We start from the raw sequence: 19,741 nt of genomic DNA, 5'->3' as shown, positions 1-19,741 counted from the left end.
CACACGTGATCGCCTTGAGCATTTTTGGGATATCCGACATTTTCGGCGCTACAACGCGACGACGCGAAGGTCGGTGCCGAGCCAACATATTGGACGCAGATGTCGGTGCAAATCCGGCAGTTTCGGCGATTTACCGCAGGTCACCGGCCGTCTGAAGGCCATTTCCCGACATGGCATGCCATGTGCATGGGTAAAGGCAACCGCGAGCCACGCGCGCCAGCCCGGATCCCAAAGGAGTCAGCCATGAATGCCAGACTTGTCTACCTGATTGCCGTAGTCACCGCAGCGCTGGCAACCCTCTTCCTCGCCGGTGAGACCGACACCATCAAGGAAGATTTCGGAGCACGACTGCCAGGCATGATCCAGACCGTGTGGTAAGGCGCAGCGTTACTCCGCCGGCGGTTCCGCCTGCTTGACCCGCGCCAGCGCTGCGCCCACCTCGCCGTAGAACTGCTTGAGCGCGACGGCATCCAGATCGGGCGGTTGCAGCGCTGGCCAGAGCAGCGCGATCAGGTCGCTCGCCGTCCGGTCGATGTCCACTGGACGCCCGCTCACCACCGCATCCCACAGGACGTGCTCCATCGGCCCGAGGATGGCCGAACGCAGTAGCCGCAGCGACAGGTCCGTCCGGATTTCCTTACGTGCCTGGGCCCGCGCCAGCAGGTCCATCAACGGCGCCGTGTAGCGCCGTTGCAGCGGCACGAACACTTCATCCAGGCCCTGGCCTTTGGCCCGCCCCTCCGACAGCACCAGTGCGCACAGTCCCGTGCCCTGTATCAGGAACAGCCGCAAATGCGTGCGCACGAAGAACTCGAGCTGCACCTTGGTGCTCTGCTCGCGCGGCAGGCCATTCTCGATCGCGGCAATGATCTCGTCATACCAGTCCTGGATCACCCGGACACACAGGTCGCGCTTACTGTGGAAGTACGTAAAGACGGTGCCTTCGGAGATGCCGAGCCGCTGCGCGATCTCGGTCGTGGTCGCGCGTTCGTAGCCAAGCTCGGAAAACACCTCGCGGCCGACCCGCAGGATGTCGCGCATGCGCTGCTCGGCCTTGGCCCGTGCCGGCACCCGGCGTTGTCCCGCAATCTGCTGCATCGACGTGTCCTTGCGTGGTGATAGTGACGACGGCCGCATTATAAGTGCGGCTTCCCGCTCAGGCGCCGCCATTGCAGGCCTGTCGATCCACTTTATACGATAGTTGACCAACACTCAATTTTTGTTGATTTTTTCTGAGCGCAGGTATAACTTTACCGGACAGAAAGAAAAAAGCAGCGCCAAACCGAATGAAAGGCTTCCCGCCATAAACTTGAGCTACGCTCAAAATACGGGAAGAACGACACCGAACGCCGCACTCTGGAGACGAGCATGACGATGCAGCCTGGGACTTCCCGGACCGTGCCCGATACAACCCTGCCCACCAACGGGTTGTCCTATGTAAAAGGCGACACCACCTCCCCGCTCAGCGAACAGACGATCCCGGCCATGCTGGCCGACACGGTCGCCCGCTTCGGCCAGCGCCCGGCGGTCGTGTTCCGCGAGCAGGGCATCCGCTGGACCTGGCAGGAATTCGCGGCGGCCGTCGATGCACTGGCAGCCAGCTTCCACGCGCTGGGCCTGCGCCGTGGCGATCGCGTCGGCATCTGGTCGCCGAACCGCGTGGAATGGCTGCTGACCCAGTTCGCCACCGCGCGCGTCGGCCTCGTCATGGTCAATATCAACCCGGCCTACCGCCTGTCGGAGCTTGAATATGCGCTGAACAAGGTTGGCTGCAAGGCGGTCATCGCGCCGGAGTCGTTCAAGACGTCGCGTTATCTGGAGATGCTCCAGACGCTGGCCCCGGAGCTGCAGCAGAGCGAACCGGGCGCGCTGCAGGCGGCGCGCCTGCCGGAACTACGCTGGGTCATCCGCATGGAGAACAAGCCGACACCCGGCATGCTGACCTGGCAGGAACTGCACGCGCGCGGCGCCGGCCTCCCCGTATCCGAGCTCGACGCAATTACGGCGCAACTCGACCGCCATGACCCGATCAACGTCCAGTTCACCAGCGGCACCACGGGCGCGCCCAAGGGTGCCACGCTGACGCACCGGAACATCCTCAACAATGCGCGCTACATCGCCGCCGCGATGCGCTTCACCGAGCAGGACAAGCTCTGCATTCCGGTGCCGCTGTACCACTGCTTCGGCATGGTGCTGGCCGTGCTGGCGTGCGTGTCCACCGGCGCATGCATGGTCTTCCCGGGCGAGGCGTTTGAACCCGTCGCGACCATGTCGGCCGTCAGCGAGGAACGCTGCACCGCCCTGCACGGCGTGCCGACCATGTTCATCGCGCAGCTCGACCATCCGGAATTCAGCCGCTTCGATTTCTCGACGCTGCGCACCGGCATCATGGCCGGTTCGCCCTGCCCGATCGAGGTCATGAAACGCGTCGTCGCCGACATGCACATGGCCGAGGTCACCATTGCCTACGGCATGACCGAGACGAGCCCTGTGTCGTTCCAGAGTTCCACCAATGATCCGCTCGACAAGCGCGTCTCCACGGTCGGCCGTGTGCAGCCGCACCTGGAATGCAAGGTGGTCGATGCCACGGGCCAGATCGTGCCAGTCGGCGAAACCGGCGAACTGTGCACACGCGGTTACTCCGTCATGCTCGGCTACTGGGACGACGAAGCACGCACCAGCGAAGCGATCCGCGACGGCTGGATGCACACCGGCGACCTGGCCACGATCGACGCCGAGGGCTATTGCAATATCGTCGGCCGCGTCAAGGACATGCTGATCCGCGGCGGCGAGAACGTCTACCCGCGCGAGATCGAGGAATTTCTGTTCCGCCACCCCAAAGTCCAGGCCGTGCAGGTGTTCGGCGTGCCGGACCAGAAGTACGGTGAGGAAATCTGTGCATGGGTCGTGCTCAAGCCTGGCCAGACCGCGACGGAAGACGAGATCCGTGCGTTTTGCCGCGACCAGATCGCCCACTACAAGATCCCGCGCTATATCCGTTTCGTCGACGAAATGCCGATGACCATCACGGGCAAGGTGCAGAAGTTCGTCATGCGCGAACGCATGACGAAGGAACTGAACCTCACCGAAAGCAAGACCGCCTGACCCACGGCGCCCCACACACATCTACGGAAGAACACGATCATGACCCAACTCCCTGGCCTGAGATTCGACCTGGGCGAAGATATCGAGATGCTGCGCAGCGCCGTGCGCGACTGGGCCCAGGCCGAACTGGCGCCGCGTGCGGGCGAGATCGACCGCACCGACCAGTTCCCGATGGACGCCTGGAAGAAGATGGGCGACCTCGGCGTGCTTGGCATCACCGTGGCCGAAGAATACGGCGGCGCCAACATGGGCTACCTCGCCCACATGGTCGCGATGGAGGAAATCAGCCGCGCTTCGGCGTCGGTCGGCTTGTCCTACGGCGCGCATTCGAACCTCTGCGTGAACCAGATCCACCGCAACGGTACGGCCGCGCAGAAGGCGAAGTACCTGCCCAAGCTGGTCTCCGGTGATTGGATCGGCGCACTGGCGATGAGCGAGCCCAATGCAGGCTCCGACGTGGTCAGCATGAAGCTGCGCGCCGAACGCAAGGGCGACCGCTACGTGCTCAACGGCACCAAGATGTGGATCACCAACGGCCCCGACTGCGACGTGCTCGTGGTCTACGCCAAGACCGAACCGGAACTCGGCGCGCGCGGCATGACCGCGTTCATTGTCGAGAAAGGCATGAAGGGCTTCTCGGTTGCGCAGAAGCTCGACAAGCTCGGCATGCGCGGCTCGCACACCGGCGAACTGGTGTTCGAGGACGTGGAAGTTCCCGCCGAGAACATCCTCGGCGCGGAGAACGGCGGCGCCAAGGTGCTGATGAGCGGTCTCGACTACGAGCGCGCCGTGCTGTCGGGTGGCCCGATCGGCATCATGCAGGCTTGCATGGATGTGGTCACCCCGTACATCCACGATCGCAAGCAGTTTGGCCAGAGCATCGGCGAGTTCCAGCTGATCCAGGGCAAGGTCGCCGACATGTACACCACGCTGCAGGCGGCACGCAGCTACCTGTACACGGTCGGCAAGAACCTGGATTCGCTGGGCAGCGACCACGTGCGCCAGGTGCGCAAGGACTGCGCAGCAGTGATCCTGTACACGGCCGAGAAGGCCACGTGGATGGCCGGCGAAACGGTGCAGATCCTCGGCGGCAACGGCTATATCAACGAGTACCCGGCCGGCCGCCTGTGGCGCGATGCCAAGCTGTATGAGATCGGTGCCGGCACCTCGGAAATCCGCCGCATGCTGATCGGCCGCGAGCTGTTTGCCGAAACGGCCTGATCCGCAACCGACGCCCCCACTGCCCGCCCTGCCGGCGGCCCGACCAGAACAAGACTGCCCAAGATCGTATGCCGACCTTAGAAACCAAACTCAACGCGCGCTCCGAATCGTTCAAGTCGAATGCCGAAGCCATGCAGGCGCTGGTCGCCGACCTCAAGGCCAAGGTCGCCAAGCTCGCCGAAGGCGGCGGCGATGCCGCGCGTGACAAGCACCTGTCGCGCGGCAAGCTGCTGCCGCGCGATCGCGTGCAGCAACTGCTGGATCCGGGCACGCCGTTCCTGGAACTGTCGCAGCTCGCCGCGTACGACATGTACGACAACGCCGCGCCGGGCGCGGGCATCATCACCGGCATCGGGCGCGTGGCCGGGCAGGAATGCGTGATCGTCTGCAACGACGCGACCGTCAAGGGCGGCACGTATTACCCGATGACGGTCAAGAAGCACGTGCGAGCACAGGAGATCGCCGAGCAGAACAACCTGCCGTGCATCTATCTGGTGGACTCGGGCGGTGCGAACCTGCCGAACCAGGACGATGTATTCCCCGACCGCGATCACTTCGGGCGCATCTTCTACAACCAGGCCAACCTGTCCAAGCAGGGCATCCCGCAGATCGCCGTGGTGATGGGCTCTTGCACGGCCGGCGGCGCCTATGTGCCGGCAATGAGCGATGAGTCGATCATCGTCAAGAACCAGGGCACGATTTTCCTAGGCGGCCCACCGCTGGTGAAGGCCGCTACGGGCGAAGAAGTCACGGCCGAAGATCTCGGCGGCGCCGATGTGCATACGCGCCTGTCAGGCGTGGCGGATTACTTCGCGCAGAACGATCATCACGCGCTGTCGCTGGCCCGGAACATCGTGCAGCACCTGAACCGGCGCAAGCCCGACCAGATCCGCCTGCATGCGCCGGCCGATCCGCTGTATCCGGTAGAAGAACTGTACGGGGTGATCCCGACCGATACGCGCAAGCCGTTCGATGTACGCGAGGTCATTTCGCGCATTGTCGATGGCTCCGAGTTCGACGAATTCAAGGCGCGCTATGGCACGACGCTCGTCTGCGGCTTCGCACGCATCTGGGGCTACCCGGTCGGCATCATCGCCAACAACGGCATCCTGTTTTCCGAATCGGCGCTCAAGGGCGCGCACTTCATCGAACTGTGCTGTCAGCGCAAGATTCCGCTGGTGTTCCTGCAGAACATCACGGGCTTCATGGTAGGCCGCAAGTACGAGAACGAAGGCATCGCACGCAATGGCGCCAAGATGGTCACGGCGGTCGCCACGGCACAGGTGCCGAAGTTCACGGTGATCATTGGCGGCTCGTTCGGTGCGGGCAACTACGGCATGTGCGGCCGTGCGTATTCGCCGCGCTTCCTGTGGATGTGGCCGAACGCGCGTATCTCCGTGATGGGCGGCGAGCAGGCCGCAAGCGTGCTGGCGACGGTGCGCCGCGACGGCATCGAGGCCAAGGGCGGTAATTGGAGCGCGGAGGAAGAAGAGGCATTCAAGCAGCCGATCCGCGACCAGTACGAGCATCAGGGTCATCCGTACTACGCGAGCGCGCGGCTGTGGGACGACGGGGTCATCGATCCCGCGCAGACGCGCACGGTGCTCGGGCTGGGCCTGTCGGCCAGCCTCAACGCGCCGATCGACGACATGAAGTTCGGCGTGTTCCGCATGTAAGCCGGCCCCCGACCAACGCACATTCAAGCCATACCGCCATGGAATTCACCACGCTTACCGTCACCATCGCCCGGCATGTCGCGACCGTGACGCTGAACCGCCCCGACGTGCGCAATGCGTTCAACGAAACCGTCATCGCCGAACTGACCGGCGCCTTCCGCGCGCTCGGTGACATGGACGAAGTGCGCGCGATCGTGCTCGCCGGCAACGGCCCCGCGTTCTGCGCAGGCGCCGACCTGAACTGGATGAAGAAGATGGCCGGTTACTCGAACGACGAGAACCGTGCCGATGCTCTGGCGCTCGCGCAGATGCTGCACACCATCTGGTCCTGCCCGCGCCCGATCATTGCCCGCATCCAGGGCGACACCTATGCCGGCGGCGTCGGCCTTGCCGCGGCGTGCGACATCGCGGTGGCCGCCGACCACGCCCACTTCTGCCTGTCCGAAGCGCGCCTGGGCCTGCTGCCCGCGACCATCAGCCCGTACGTGATCCGCGCCATGGGTGAGCAGGCATCGCGCCGCTACTTCATTACGGCCGAGCGTTTCGATGCCGCGGAAGCGTTGCGCCTCGGCTTCGTCCACGCCGTAGTACCGGCCGATGCGCTCGACGCCAAGGTGACGGAAATCGCTTCGGCACTGGTCGGCAACAGTCCCAACGCCGTGCGCGAGAGCAAACGACTTGTGCAGGAAGTGGCGGGCAGACCGGTCGACAACGACCTGCTGGCCGATACGGCGGACCGCATCGCCGCGATCCGCGCCTCGGACGAAGGCCGCGAAGGCGTGCGCGCGTTCCTGGAAAAGCGCTCGCCTGCCTGGAAGCCCGCGTAAGCGCTTCCGACACCCCGACAAAACGAACCCCGGCAGCATGCCGAGGCGGCGTCCGCCTGCTGCCCGCATGCGGCAGCGGCCGGCGTGATACCGCTGCCCTCGCCCGCCCCCATTCCAGGAGAAACCATGTTCAACAAGATCCTGATCGCCAACCGCGGCGAGATCGCCTGCCGCGTTGCCGCCACCTGCCGCCGGCTGGGCATCCGCACCGTCGCGGTGTACTCGGACGCCGATGCCGATGCGCGCCACGTCGCCTTCTGCGACGAGGCCGTGCATATCGGCGGCGCTGCGGCGCGCGACAGCTACCTGCGTTCCGACCATATCATCGAGATGGCGAAGGAGACCGGGGCGCAGGCGATCCACCCCGGTTACGGCTTTCTCTCCGAGAATGAGGCGTTTGCAGAAGCCTGCGCCGCCGCGGGCCTCGTCTTCATTGGGCCGCCGGCTTCAGCCATCCACGCGATGGGCAGCAAGAGCGCGGCCAAGCAACTGATGGAAAAGGCCTCGGTGCCGCTGGTGCCGGGCTATCACGGTGAAGATCAGGACCCGGCGCTGCTGCGCCGCGAGTCCGACCGCATCGGCTACCCGGTGCTGCTCAAGGCCAGCGCCGGTGGCGGCGGCAAGGGTATGCGCGTGGTCGAATCGGGCGATGCGTTTGAAGCCGCGCTCGCTTCGGTCAAGCGCGAAGCGTCGGCGAGCTTCGGCGACGACAAGGTGCTCGTCGAAAAGTACCTGACCCGTCCGCGCCACATTGAAATCCAGGTGTTCGCCGACACGCACGGCAACTGCGTCTACCTGTTCGAGCGTGATTGCTCCGTGCAGCGCCGTCACCAGAAGGTGCTCGAAGAAGCGCCCGCGCCGGGCATGACGGAGGAACGTCGCCGCGCGATGGGCGAAGCGGCCGTCGCCGCCGCGAAAGCAGTCGGCTATGTCGGCGCCGGCACGGTCGAGTTCATCGCCAACCAGGACGGTTCGTTCTACTTCATGGAGATGAACACGCGCCTGCAGGTCGAGCATCCGGTTACCGAAATGATCACCGGACAGGACCTGGTCGAATGGCAACTGCGCGTGGCGGCTGGTGAACCGCTGCCGCTGAAGCAGGAACAACTCCACATCCACGGCCACGCGCTCGAAGCGCGCATCTACGCCGAAAACCCTGACAAGCAGTTCCTGCCATCGACGGGCACGCTGCGCTTTCTGCGCACGCCGCCTGCGGTGCAGTTCATGCGCGGCGGCGATGCGCACGGCCCGGCCGGTGTCCGCATTGATTCGGGCGTGCGCGAGGGCGACACGATCAGCCCCTACTACGACCCGATGATCGCCAAGCTGATCGTGTGGGGCAAAGACCGCGACGAAGCGCTTGCGCGCATGCAGCAGGCACTGGCGGCGTATCACGTGGTGGGGTTGTCGACCAACGTGGCATTCCTGCAGCGGCTGGTGAAGTCCGAAGCCTTCCGCACCGCCGATCTCGACACGGGCCTGATCGAGCGCAATGAAGCGACGCTGTTCCCGCCGCCCGCTCCGGTCGGCATGGAAACCATCGCGCTGGCCGCCGCCGCGCTGCTGGATCGTGAAACGCGCGAGCGACATATCGACACCGCCGACCAGTATTCCCCGTGGACTCACGCCGGCGCATGGCGACTGAACGGTGCAGGCCGCACCACGTATCGCCTGCAAACGCCCGACGGTGACATCGATGTCGCCGTGCAAAGCGACGCCCGCCGCCAGTCGCTGACCGTGCGCGACAAGACCTTGCCGTTCCGCACATCGCTGCGCGACGAAGTCCATACCGTCGATCTCGGCGAGCGCACCGTCAAGGGACGTTGCCATCTGGAAGGCGACACCCTGCACGTCTTCAGCGGCGAAGGCCAGTGCTCGCTGGTGCTGGTGGACCCACTGATGCATGCAGGCGAGTCTGAAGGCGAAGGCGGCAAGCTGGCCGCGCCGATGCCGGGACGCATCATCGCCGTCATGGTCGAAGCCGGCACCACCATCAACAAGGGCGATGCACTGATCGTCATGGAAGCGATGAAGATGGAACACACGCTGACTGCCCCCGCAGGCGGCAAGGTGCAGGAAGTGCTGTACGCCGTGGGGGACCAGGTCCAGGAAGGCGCGCAGCTCGTGACGCTGGAACAGGAGGCCGCCTGACATGGAACGCAACGCCCCTTCCCTGCTCCAGGCGCTGCCGTTGCCTGACGCCGTCAAGATCGTCGAGGTCGGGCCGCGCGACGGCCTGCAGAATGAAACGCACCATGTACCGGCCGCGGTCAAGGTCGAACTCGTCAATCGCCTGAGCGAGGCCGGCTTCGCCAATATCGAGGCCGCATCGTTTGTCTCGCCCAAGTGGGTACCGCAGATGGCCGACGGCGCTGAAGTCATGGGCGCCATCGCGCGGCGGGCCGGCACCGTCTATTCGGCGCTGACGCCCAATATGAAGGGCTTCGAAGCCGCGCTGGCAGCAGGGGCCGACGAGGCGGTCATCTTCGGTGCGGCGAGCGAAGCGTTCTCCCAACGCAATATCAACTGTTCGGTGGCCGAATCGATCGCGCGTTTCGAGCCCGTGGCGGCTGCGGCCAAGGCGGCCGGCCTGCGCCTGCGCGCCAGCATCTCGTGCGCACTCGGCTGCCCGTACGAGGGCGAGATCGCGATCGAAAAGGTCGCCGAGGTGGTATCGCGCATGCGCGATCTCGGCTGCGACGAGATCGACATCGCCGATACCATCGGCGTCGGCACGCCGCTGCGCACGCAGGCCGTCATGAACGCCGCGGCGCAAGTCTTTCCGCGCGAGCGGGTGGCGGGACATTTCCACGACACGTATGGCCAGGCACTGCCCAATATCCTGGCCAGCCTGCAGGTCGGTATCCGCATCTTCCATGCGTCGGTCGCAGGCCTTGGCGGCTGCCCATACGCCAAGGGCGCCTCGGGCAATGTGGCGACGGAAGACCTGCTTTACATGCTGCATGGCATGGGCATCCATACTGGCATCGATCTTGGCCAGGTGATCCAGGCAGGTGCCTTCATCTCCGAGGCAATCGGGCGGCCGTATGGGTCGCGTGTTGGCAAGGCATTGCTCAAATGCAGTTGCCAGCAGCAAAGCGCCTGAGCCTGACTCTTGCGCCTGCCCACATCGCCCGGGTCGCCGCAGCGTCCCGGGCGTTTTACATGGTTACGGCTTCTTCGGCCGCACGGCATCCGCGGTGCCAAGGATGAAGGCCTGGATCTTGGTCACATCCTCGGCTGTCAGCTTGCCCGTGAAGTCGGGCATGCCCTTTTGCACGAACGGCCCGTTGAACACGAACTTGTCCAGATGCTCGATGACCGGGGCACCGACGTAAGCGAGGTTGGGAATGTTGCCGCCCTTGTCCACGCCCGGCACGCCATGGCAGAACACGCAGTTGTTGACGTAGAGCTTCTGCCCTTCCTGCACCTTGCCCGCGTCGTACTTGACGCCTGATACCAGCTCGGCCATCGGATACGGCGCGAATGCCGGCGCCTTGGCCTTGCCCCCGACAGCAAAGGTGTACACCGTGCCCGGCGACTGCCGGTCAGTGCCACGCGCGCTCAGGCCAAACACGCCGCCCCAGCCCACGGCAACCGACACGTACTGCTTGCCATCGACCAGGTAGGTCACAGGCGGCGCCACCACGCCGGTGCCGGTCGGTGTTTCCCACAGCTTTTCGCCGGTCTGGGCGTGATAGGCGATAAAGCGTCCGTCCGCAGTGCCCTGGAACACGAGGTTCCCCGCGGTGGTCAGCGTGCCGCCATTCCATGGGCCGGTGTAGTCCTGGTGCCAGACCGCCTTCTGCCGAATCGGGTCCCACGCGATCAGGCGGCCCATCGGCTTGCTCTTCGGCGGCTCGGCGTTGACCAGCATGCCGAGGTTCCAGCCCACGCCGCGGTGAGCTTCGGGGGAATCCTTCTGGTTGTGCTCCCATCCCTTGTTGTCGGCCAGCGTCAGCGGCACATGCTGCGCCGGGATGAAGGCCAGCCCGAGACGCGGGTTGAACGACATCGCATGCCAGTTGTGGGCGCCGAACGGACCCGGCACGACATCAACGGGCTTGCCAGAGGTATCCGCCTGCGGCGTTTCGATCGGGCGTCCGTTCTTGTCATAGCCCGATGCCCAGTTCACGTCGACAAAGTTCTTCGCGGAGATGAACTTGCCGTTGGTCCGGTCGATCACGAAGAAGAAGCCGTTCTTCGGCGCGTGCAGGATCACCTTGCGCGGCTGGCCGTCGATCGGCAGGTCCGCCAGGATGATGTCCTGGGTCGAGGTGTAGTCCCAGTTGTCGCCGGGCGTTTCCTGGTAGTGCCAGACGTATTCGCCCGTGTCCGGGTTGAGCGCAACCACCGAAGCCGCGTACAGGTTGTCGCCACCGCCGGGGCTGCGTGCCTTGCGGCTCCACGGGCCGGCATTGCCCGTGCCGATGTACATCAGGTTCAGGTCGGGATCGAACGCCATCGTGTTCCACACCGTGCCACCCCCGCCGTTGACCCAGTATTTCCCGGCCGGGTCCCACGTAGCCGCGGCCTTTGCCATGGCGTCATTCTCGAACGGCTTAGACGGATCGCCCGGCACCGTGAACCAGCGCCACTGCTGCTTGCCGGTTTCGGCGTCATAGGCGGTGATGTACCCGCGCACGCCATATTCGGCGCCGCCGTTGCCGATGATGACCTTGCCCTTGTACACGCGCGGCGCGCCCGTGATGGTGTAGGAATGGCTGCGGTCGGCGATGGTGTCCTGCTCCCAGACCTTCTTGCCGGTGGCCGCGTCGATGGCCACTAGGCGGCCGTCGAACGAACCCACGAACACCTTGCCCTTGTAGAGCGCCACGCCACGGTTCACGACGTCACAGCAGCCCTTGTAGGCCTGGTCGCGTGGGACCTTGGGGTCGTAGGTCCACAGCGTCTTGCCGGTGCGCACGTCGATGGCATGCACGACGCTCCACGGCGCGGACACGTACATCACGCCATCGACGACCAGCGGCGTGGCCTCCACGCCGCGCGTCGATTCAAGGTTGTAGGACCAGACCAGGCCGAGGTCCTTCACGTTGCCGGCGTGGATCTGGTCAAGCTTGCTGAAGCGCGTCTCGGCATAGTCCAGGCCATAGGTCGGCCAGTTCGGCGTGGCAGTCTCGTTGGCGCGGATGGCCGCACCGTCCACGCGGGCGGTGCTCGCGCGTATCTTCTGCGCGGTCACGGGCCGGCCGTCTGCGCCTTGCGCGGTCACGCCAGCCATGGCCATGGCGGCGGCAATGCCGGCCAGCACCAGGCCGTGCGGCCGGCGTGAGCGGTTACGGGAACGCATCTGTGAGGTGTTCATCGAAATCTCCTCTTTGTCGTTGGAATGTGGGGTCAGAACACTTTGAGCAAGCGCACATTGAAGCGATTATTCTCCATGGGGCCGTTGCGTACGGAGATGTCCTGGCCGTACGTGCCCAGCACTTGCACGGTCGGCGCCGGGAACCACGCGAAGCCGATCGAGAATTTCGAGGTATTGGTGCGATCGTTGCGCGATACGCCGTTGACCGAAGTCTCGCCGCCAAATGCATAGGACAGGCCACCGCGAATATCGAAGGCATCCGTGAAGTGGTAGCGCAGCCACGCCTGCCCCTGCGCCAGTGCATCCTGCCGCAACGTGGCCGATGCCGGGCCGAACTTCGTGTTGTTGCCGAACACCGTCACGTCGGCAACCAGGTCCAGCGTCACCTTCCGTGCCAGCGGTGCAATATAGCCCGCCTGCAGCGCAAACTTCCAGCGGTTCTCGCCGAGGTTGAGCGGCTTGTCCTTGTCGTAGCTGCCCACCGGCACGTACAGGAACGGCGTGATGCCGAAGTACTGTTTCTTCTCCGGCTGGTTGACCAGCCAGACCGTTGCCGCGAGGATCAGGTCGCCCACGCCGCTCGCGCTGCCAAGCGCGGACAGGTTGTCTGAGCCGCGCAACTTGCCGAACGGCAGCAGGAACTGCGGATCGACGGTAAAGCCGCCGATGTCCATGAAATGCACATAACGCAGAATGCCGACGTCCGAGTCAAGGCTGCCGCCCGCGACCTGGTTGCCCCCGGCATAGATGCGGTCGCGCGCCACGTGCTGGTAGTAGAGCAGGCCAAGGTTGGTACCGGCCGGCAAGGCGGTGTAGTCGCCGGCGTCCACGTCGATGGCGTGTGCTGGCGCGGCCAGGGCCAGCAGCATGGCCGCGCCGGCCTGTTGCAATGCCCTCCGGATCCTGCCTGGCGTGCGCCGTCCCCGGCCGCGCGCCGTCAGTGTCTGATGCATGTCTCCTCCGAATTGTTCTTGTTGCACGGCCGGCCGCCCGCGTGCAGCACGCGGACAGGCCGTGGCCGTGGCCGTGGCCGTGCGCCGGGCATGGGCGCCCGGCGTTGCTGGCTGGCAGGTGTTCAGGCCGCCTGTTGCCGAGCGATGTTGATCACGCTGAGCTGCGCGTACTCGGCCAGGCCTTCGGTGCCGAACTCCACGCCGACGCCCGACTCCTTGGCGCCCACCAGCGGAATGTGCGGGCCGAAGTGCAGGTGATGGTTCACCCATGCCGTGCCGACCTGCAGCCGCTGTGCCACTGCGCGGGCGCGGTCTTCGTCGGCCGACCACACGGAGCCGCCCAGGCCATAGGGCGAAGCGTTGGCGCGCACCACGGCCTCGTCGATGGCGTCGTACCGGAGCACCGGCAGGATCGGCGCGAACTGTTCCTGCGCCACCAGCTCGCTCTGGTCATGAAGGTCGCGCACGATGGTGGGCGCGACGAAGTAGCCATCGCCGTTGAGCAAGGCGCCACCGGCCAGGATCTTGCCGTCGTGCCGCGCCGCCGCGAGAAAACGCCCCGCCTTGTCGTACTGCATGGCGTTCTGCAGCGGACCAATCGTCACGCCTTCGTCGGCACCATTTCCCACGACAGCCTGGCGGGCCAGCTCCGCCAGCGCCTCGCAAAGCTGGTTGTGGATCGACGCATGCACGTAGAGCCGCTTCAGCGCCAGGCACACCTGCCCGCAGTTGTAGAAGGCACTGCCGAAGATCTTTGGGGCGATGTCGTCGACATTGGCATCGTCCAGCACGATGGCCGCGTCATTGCCGCCGAGTTCCAGCGTAATGCGCTTGAGCCCCGGGCCGGCGCTCGCCATCACCTTCTTGCCCGTCGCGGTCGATCCCGTGAACGAGACCTTGGCAATGTCCGGATGGGAGGTCAGGAAGCTGCCGAGGTCATTGGCATCGGTGATGACATTGACCACGCCCGCCGGAAAGATGTCTTTCAGGATGGCGCCCATCTGCAGCGTCGCAAGCGGCGTGGTCGGCGCAGGCTTCAGCACCACCGTGTTGCCCATCAAGAGCGCCGGGGCCAGCTTGTAGGCTGCGATCAGCACCGGGAAATTCCACGCGGCGATGGCAGCCACGACGCCCAGCGGCTTGTGATGCAGTTCGATGCGGTGCGTAGCATCGTCCTGCACGACCGATACCGGCAGGCTGAGCCCGGCGATGTGGCGCACGAACGCTTGCGCGAACTGCAACTCCTGCCGCGCCTCGGCCAGCGGCTTGCCCTGTTCCAGCACCAACGACGCGGCCAGGTCTTCCGCGTTGGCTTCGAGTTCGTCGGCAAAGCGCAGCAGCAACGCGCGCCGCTGTTCCAGTGCCAATGATCCCCACGCTGGCTGCGCGGCCTTGGCCGCGGCAATGGCGGCAGCGGCCTCGCGCTCCGTGGCGCGGGCAACGGTGGTGAATACCTCGCCCGTGGCCGGGTTGACCACGTCCAGCGTGGCATTGCCCTGCACCAGTTTTCCGTCGATCAGCAGTCCTGCATGGGTCTGCATGGTGTGTGTCTCCTCTTTTGCATTGTCAGTGTGCGTCGGGGAAGCGACCGCTTCGATGCCGTCACTGGAGGAAACCGGCATTGCATCAAGCGTGAAGCGGCGCTCACGCATCACAATGCAATGGGCGTGCCTGCACGGCCGACGACGGCGTGGAGAGGATTTCCGGCCGGAAACAGGCCCTTTTCGAGGGGGATATGCGGGAGTGCGCGGCGGACTGTCTCAGCTTGAGTCAGTCCGCCCGAGACAGTCGGCGCAGATTGAGGCAGCGGAAAACTAGCGGCCCTTGTCCCTGTCCTGGGCCAGCTTCCGGTACAAGGTCGCGCGCGAGATACCCAGCGCCTTGGCCGCCTGCGAGCGGTTGCCGCCCAGTTCGGCGAGCGTGCGCTCGATCATGCGGCTCTCAACGTCGGCCAGCCGTGTCGGCATACGTTGCGGCGGCATGATTGTCGTCGGTGCCGTGGTGACAGCTGTATCGATGACGGACTCAAGCCAGCTTTCATCGAGATGCTCACGGCGGATCTGCACCGCTTCACCGGACAGCGCGACCGCCGCGCGCAACACCTGATGGAGTTCGCGCACGTTGCCCGGCCATGCATGGCACATCAGCAACGCCACCACGTCGGCGTCGAGCACCTTGCGGCGGCCGCGCGATAATGCTGACAGCGTGCTGTCGATCAGTTCCGGCAGGTCGGTACGTTCGCGCAGCGCGGGAAGGCGTACCGACATGCCGTTGAGGCGGAAGAACAGGTCCTCGCGAAATACGCCCTCGCGCACGAGTTCCTGCAGATTGCGGTGCGTGGCGCAGACCACGGAGATATCGACCGCAATGGACGCAGCGCCGCCCACGCGCGTGACGCTGCGCTCCTGCAGCACGCTGAGCAGGCGCGTCTGCAACGCGAGCGGCATGTCGCCGATCTCGTCCAGAAACAGCGTGCCGTGGTTGGCCTGCTCGATCTTGCCCGCGCAGCCGCCCCGGCGGCTGCCGGTGAAGGCGCCATCGGCATAGCCGAACAGCTCTGCCTCCACCAGGCCTTCCGGAATTGCCGAACAGTTCAGCGAAATGAATTTGCCATCGGGCCGGCTCGCCTCGTGCAGCATGCGCGCCAGCATGCTCTTGCCCGTGCCGGTCTCGCCGAGCAGGATCAGCGGCACCTGTTCGCGCACCGCCATGATGGCCTTGCCAAAGACGCGGCCGAGCGCCCCATCCGCGATGACCTGCGGCGCGCCAGCAGCTTGTGGCGTACTGCCTGGGTAGGACACCGTCCGCGTGCCCGCCGGATGCGCCGCCACGACGTGCAGACGCTCGCCTCCGTGGGTATGGACCATCGCAGGCGCGGAACCGCCAAGGCCACGCAGGCCGCCAACCAGCAGGCTGCCGATTTCGGTGACCCCAAGAGCCGCATCGGACAGATGCAGCATCTGCCGCGCCGCGCGGTTCGCTGCGACCACCACGCCGTCCTCCGATACGGCGATCACGCCCTCTACCGGCGTCTGCAACATGCGGTAGTCATGATGCAGGCGCACCACGCGGCAGCCGGGCAGCCGTTCGAACGTTCGGTTGCCGATCGACATGGCAGCCGCCTGTACTCGCGACAGCGTGTAGCGCGGCAGGTCCACGCCGAAGCCAGTCACATCGAGCACGCCAATCAGCTGCTCATGGCAATCGAAGATAGGCGCTGCCGCGCAGACCACGTCGACGAGTTCATGCAGATAGTGCTCGCCCCGGCGAATCTCGATACCAGGGCCGCCGCGCTCTTCCAGCACGCAACCGGGCGCATTGGTGCCAATGCCTTCCTCCGACAGCATCCGTCCATGCTGCAATGGCGACGGCTCCGTAGGGCCCGCGCCGAGCCGACCGTGCGACGCCACGATCGTGCCTTGCGCATTCGTGCACAGCACGATCCAATGCTGCGACGGAAATGCGCCGGCAAGGATATCCATATCGGTAGCGGCCATCGTGATGAGCGCCTGGTTCTCTTCTTCGGCACGCCGCCACTGGCTGCGTGTGACGACATCCGAGAACAGCAGGCGCTGCTCGGGCCGCACGCCGGCCTGCACAGCGCGCTGCCACGAACGCACGATCGGGTCGGGCACCATGCCGGCGGGCAAATCCTTTCCTTCGAGGAAATTCTGCCGCGCCGCCGAGGCGTCGCGTGCAAGGGCAGCGGGTGCAAGTGGCATTGCGTTTGTCTCCGTTGGCCAGCGTGCGCAGCGGGCACGACAGCGGGATGCCGGCCTTCGCGTGAGACCGGTCGGTCTTCGCGCCGCGCCGCCACTGGCGACCCGCGCGTAAGCTGGACGGTACTTTATTGGAGCATTCCCGCGAATACAAGACGGCTGGCAGCGCAATTTCACTGCCGACGCGGTACTCGATTTCCGTCGACGATCACGGTGTCTCAGATTGAGACAGTCGGGCAACGTTCACGACACATGCCGCCTTACCCGGCACTGGAACTTTGTGGCCGATGCGCCTAGGCTAGGGTCTGGCACGTCCCCAGATGGGATCTGCGTGATCCCGATTCGCAAGGAGCACTCATGAAAGCCGTTGCCGCACTGGCCATCGCCGCTCTTGCCCCAATGGCCGCCTACGCCGCGGGGCCCGCCAATCCGGCGGACCGCTACGACTACAACATGCGCAGCACCAACAAGGACGGCTACGTTCCCGATGCGCAGCGTGCCACCAACAAGGACGGCTACGTCCCAGACTCGCAGCGCGCCGGGGACAAGTTCGATCCGTACACGCAAGGCGCAAAGCAAGGCACGGCCTCTTCGCTCGCGGATGACAAATCCACGCAGCCGAAATCGTCTGGCAAGTCACACAACAGCCATAAGAAGGCGCCTGCCAAGAAGGACGCCGAGTGATCCGGCGACAATCGTTGATTTCCGGATCGCATCGGACAGGACTTGATCCCGCGCAAGTCCTCGTGCGCTTTGCGCCGCCAAACTTGCGCGCATGACATCGCCTCCCTCCCCCGACGCCGGCAGCGCCATCGCTGCCGGCCAGCCCGGTCACCACGAAACCAACGTCCGCCCCGCCCACCAGCGCACATCGCGCCCTCCGCCGCATAGCTGGCCGCTGGGTGCCGCCAGCCTGCTCGTGCTGGGGCTCAACACCGTGTTCTGGTGCCTGCTGCTGTTCCCGCTGGCACTGCTGAAGCTGGCCTTGCCGATGCCCGGTGCCAGGCGGCGCCTCGACCCCATACTCAATGCCGTCGCGCGTGCATGGATCCGTTGCAACGGCGCGTGGTTCGGCGCGATCCAGCGGCACGCGTGGGACGTTGACGGCGTGACCGGCCTGGCACGTTCCGACTGGTACCTGGTCAACTGCAACCACCAGTCGTGGGTGGACATCTTCGTGCTGCAGCGTGTGCTCAACGGGCGCGTGCCGCTGCTGAAGTTCTTCCTCAAGCAGCAGTTGCTCTATGTGCCGTTCATCGGCCTGGCGTGGTGGGCGCTGGACTTTCCGTTCATGAAGCGCCACACGCGGGCGCAGTTGCGCCGCAGGCCCGAACTGCGGCGCGAGGACCAGGAAACCGCGCGGCGCGCCTGCGAGAAATTTTCTTTGTCTCCCACCAGCGTGATGGTGTTCGCCGAAGGCACGCGCTTCAGCGAAGCCAAGCGCGCGGCGCAGGCGTCGCCGTACCGACACCTGCTCAAGCCGCGCGCAGGCGGGCTTGCAGTGACAATCAACTGCATGGGAAGTCGCTTTCGTGCGCTGCTCGACGCCACCATCGTTTATCCGCACGGTTCACCGAGCTTCTGGCAGTTTGCGTGCGGACGTACGGGCCCGGTAATCGTGCGCATGCGGCAACTGCCCATCCCGACTGCATTCTGCAACGCAGACTACGGCACCGATTCCAGATTCCGTGGCGATTTCCATCGCTGGCTCGACGCACGCTGGCAGGAAAAGGACGCGGAGATCGATGACCTGCTGGCGCAGTCGACGGACCGCTGAAGCCGCTTTCGAAAGTGGATCAGGCGGCAACTTGTTCAACGCAGTCGAACGAGTTGCTCTGGAAAATCGTAGGGAAAGCCGTCCGAAAGCGCTCACCATGGCGGCATCGGCCCGCGCAACACGCACACCGCGCGCCACCGTCAAGGAGCAGCAAATGGGACTTCTGGTAAATGGCCAGTGGCAGGACAAGTGGTATGACACCGCCTCCACCGGCGGGCGCTTCGTGCGCAAGGACGCAGCATTCCGAAACTGGATCACGGCCGATGGCGCACCGGGCCCGTCGGGCAACGGCGGCTTCGCGGCGCAGGCCGGGCGCTACCATCTGTACGTCAGCCTTGCGTGTCCGTGGGCGCATCGCACGCTGATCATGCGGCGCCTCAAGGGGCTGGATGACATGATCGGCGTCTCGGTCGTGCACTGGCTCATGCGTGAAGAAGGCTGGACCTTTTCCGAAGGTCCCGGCGTGGTGCCAGACACTGTCAATCACGCGCGCGTACTGCACCAGGTCTATACGGCGGCAGATCCGCAATACACGGGCCGGGTCACGGTGCCCGTTCTGTGGGACCGGCAGCGGGCCACCATCGTGAACAACGAGTCGTCGGAAATCCTGCGCATGATGAACAGTGCGTTCGACGCGGTCGGCGCCAGGCCGGGCGATTACTACCCGGCGGAATTGCGCGAGGAAATCGACGCGGTCAACGCGCGTGTCTATGACACCGTCAACAACGGCGTGTACAAGGCCGGCTTCGCCACGATGCAGCAAGCGTATGAAGAAGCCGTGTGGCCGCTGTTCGAGACGCTCGACTGGCTCGACAACCGGCTGTCGATGCAGCGCTATCTCGTGGGCAATCGCCTGACGGAGGCTGACATCCGGCTGTTCACCACGCTGGTTCGCTTCGACCCCGTGTATGTGGGGCACTTCAAGTGCAATCTGCGGCGGATTGCCGATTACCCTGCCCTGTCAGCGTTTGTGCGAGATATCTACCAGCATTCGGGTATTGCGGAGACTGTGAATGTTGAGCACATCAAGCGCCATTACTATGAAAGCCACCGTACGCTGAATCCGGCAGGTATCGTGCCTGCGGGGCCGGTGCTGGATCTCGATGCGCCGCATGGGCGGGAGACGCTTGCCTGACT

The 19,741-nt window shown here is 65.0% G+C and carries 15 protein-coding genes; 10 read left to right on the top strand and 5 right to left on the bottom strand.

Annotated features, from left to right (window positions below; translation table 11 throughout):
- Nucleotides 1-243 precede the first annotated feature (243 nt).
- Nucleotides 244-378: a hypothetical protein gene (locus K2O51_RS35570; protein WP_280640420.1), complete on the top strand. Its 135-nt coding sequence runs from the start codon at nucleotides 244-246 to the stop codon at nucleotides 376-378.
- 9 nt (nucleotides 379-387) lie between these two features.
- Here K2O51_RS35570 and K2O51_RS20075 read toward each other — a convergent pair whose 3' ends face one another.
- Entirely contained in the window at nucleotides 388-1,098 is a 711-nt protein-coding gene (locus K2O51_RS20075) for a TetR/AcrR family transcriptional regulator (protein WP_041679576.1), read from the bottom strand.
- Nucleotides 1,099-1,368: 270 nt separating this feature from the next.
- Here K2O51_RS20075 and K2O51_RS20070 point away from each other — a divergent pair, with 270 nt between their 5' ends.
- From K2O51_RS20070 to K2O51_RS20045, 6 genes are all read left to right on the top strand, one after another.
- Entirely contained in the window at nucleotides 1,369-3,105 is a 1,737-nt protein-coding gene (locus K2O51_RS20070; RefSeq protein WP_220631545.1) for an AMP-binding protein, read from the top strand.
- Nucleotides 3,106-3,144: 39 nt separating this feature from the next.
- The gene (locus K2O51_RS20065; RefSeq protein ID WP_011297635.1) at nucleotides 3,145-4,326 is read left to right on the top strand and encodes an isovaleryl-CoA dehydrogenase; all 1,182 of its coding nucleotides are present in this window, start codon (nucleotides 3,145-3,147) and stop codon (nucleotides 4,324-4,326) included.
- Between the two features lie 68 nt (nucleotides 4,327-4,394).
- Complete coding sequence (locus K2O51_RS20060) at nucleotides 4,395-6,002, top strand: carboxyl transferase domain-containing protein (RefSeq protein ID WP_011297634.1); 1,608 nt, start codon at nucleotides 4,395-4,397, stop codon at nucleotides 6,000-6,002.
- A gap of 38 nt (nucleotides 6,003-6,040) precedes the next feature.
- On the top strand, nucleotides 6,041-6,829 hold the full coding sequence (locus K2O51_RS20055) for an enoyl-CoA hydratase/isomerase family protein (RefSeq protein ID WP_220631544.1): 789 nt from the start codon (nucleotides 6,041-6,043) through the stop codon (nucleotides 6,827-6,829).
- A 126-nt stretch (nucleotides 6,830-6,955) separates the two neighbouring features.
- Nucleotides 6,956-8,980 (top strand): acetyl/propionyl/methylcrotonyl-CoA carboxylase subunit alpha, encoded by a 2,025-nt coding sequence (locus K2O51_RS20050; protein WP_220631543.1) that lies wholly within the window; start codon nucleotides 6,956-6,958, stop codon nucleotides 8,978-8,980.
- A gap of 34 nt (nucleotides 8,981-9,014) precedes the next feature.
- On the top strand, nucleotides 9,015-9,935 hold the full coding sequence (locus K2O51_RS20045; protein WP_140953464.1) for a hydroxymethylglutaryl-CoA lyase: 921 nt from the start codon (nucleotides 9,015-9,017) through the stop codon (nucleotides 9,933-9,935).
- A gap of 63 nt (nucleotides 9,936-9,998) precedes the next feature.
- On the opposite strand, the gene K2O51_RS20040 is transcribed toward K2O51_RS20045, so the two are convergent.
- The 4 genes from K2O51_RS20040 to K2O51_RS20025 form a co-directional block, all read right to left on the bottom strand.
- A complete protein-coding gene (locus K2O51_RS20040; protein ID WP_220631542.1) occupies nucleotides 9,999-12,155 on the bottom strand; it encodes a PQQ-dependent dehydrogenase, methanol/ethanol family in 2,157 nt (718 codons plus the stop codon).
- A 32-nt stretch (nucleotides 12,156-12,187) separates the two neighbouring features.
- Nucleotides 12,188-13,108 carry a transporter gene (locus tag K2O51_RS20035; protein WP_220631541.1) on the bottom strand — a complete coding sequence of 307 codons (921 nt, stop codon included), beginning with the start codon at nucleotides 13,106-13,108 and terminating at the stop codon, nucleotides 12,188-12,190.
- A 122-nt stretch (nucleotides 13,109-13,230) separates the two neighbouring features.
- Nucleotides 13,231-14,649 (bottom strand): aldehyde dehydrogenase family protein, encoded by a 1,419-nt coding sequence (locus K2O51_RS20030; protein WP_220631540.1) that lies wholly within the window; start codon nucleotides 14,647-14,649, stop codon nucleotides 13,231-13,233.
- A gap of 273 nt (nucleotides 14,650-14,922) precedes the next feature.
- Entirely contained in the window at nucleotides 14,923-16,830 is a 1,908-nt protein-coding gene (locus K2O51_RS20025) for a sigma-54-dependent Fis family transcriptional regulator (protein WP_220631539.1), read from the bottom strand.
- Nucleotides 16,831-17,184: 354 nt separating this feature from the next.
- On the opposite strand from K2O51_RS20025, the gene K2O51_RS20020 reads away from it, so the two are divergent.
- From K2O51_RS20020 to K2O51_RS20010, 3 genes are all read left to right on the top strand, one after another.
- Nucleotides 17,185-17,511, top strand: coding sequence for a hypothetical protein (locus K2O51_RS20020; RefSeq protein WP_011297626.1), 327 nt, complete (start codon nucleotides 17,185-17,187; stop codon nucleotides 17,509-17,511).
- Between the two features lie 91 nt (nucleotides 17,512-17,602).
- Nucleotides 17,603-18,604, top strand: coding sequence for an acyltransferase (locus K2O51_RS20015; RefSeq protein ID WP_220631538.1), 1,002 nt, complete (start codon nucleotides 17,603-17,605; stop codon nucleotides 18,602-18,604).
- Between the two features lie 154 nt (nucleotides 18,605-18,758).
- Entirely contained in the window at nucleotides 18,759-19,739 is a 981-nt protein-coding gene (locus tag K2O51_RS20010) for a glutathione S-transferase family protein (RefSeq protein ID WP_220631537.1), read from the top strand.
- Nucleotides 19,740-19,741: the final 2 nt, after the last annotated feature.

It is taken from the genome of Cupriavidus pinatubonensis (assembly GCF_019602855.1).
Classification (GTDB): domain Bacteria; phylum Pseudomonadota; class Gammaproteobacteria; order Burkholderiales; family Burkholderiaceae; genus Cupriavidus; species Cupriavidus pinatubonensis.
The sequence above is the reverse complement of the archived record's forward strand: the minus strand, read 5'-3'. Positions and strand labels throughout refer to the sequence as shown.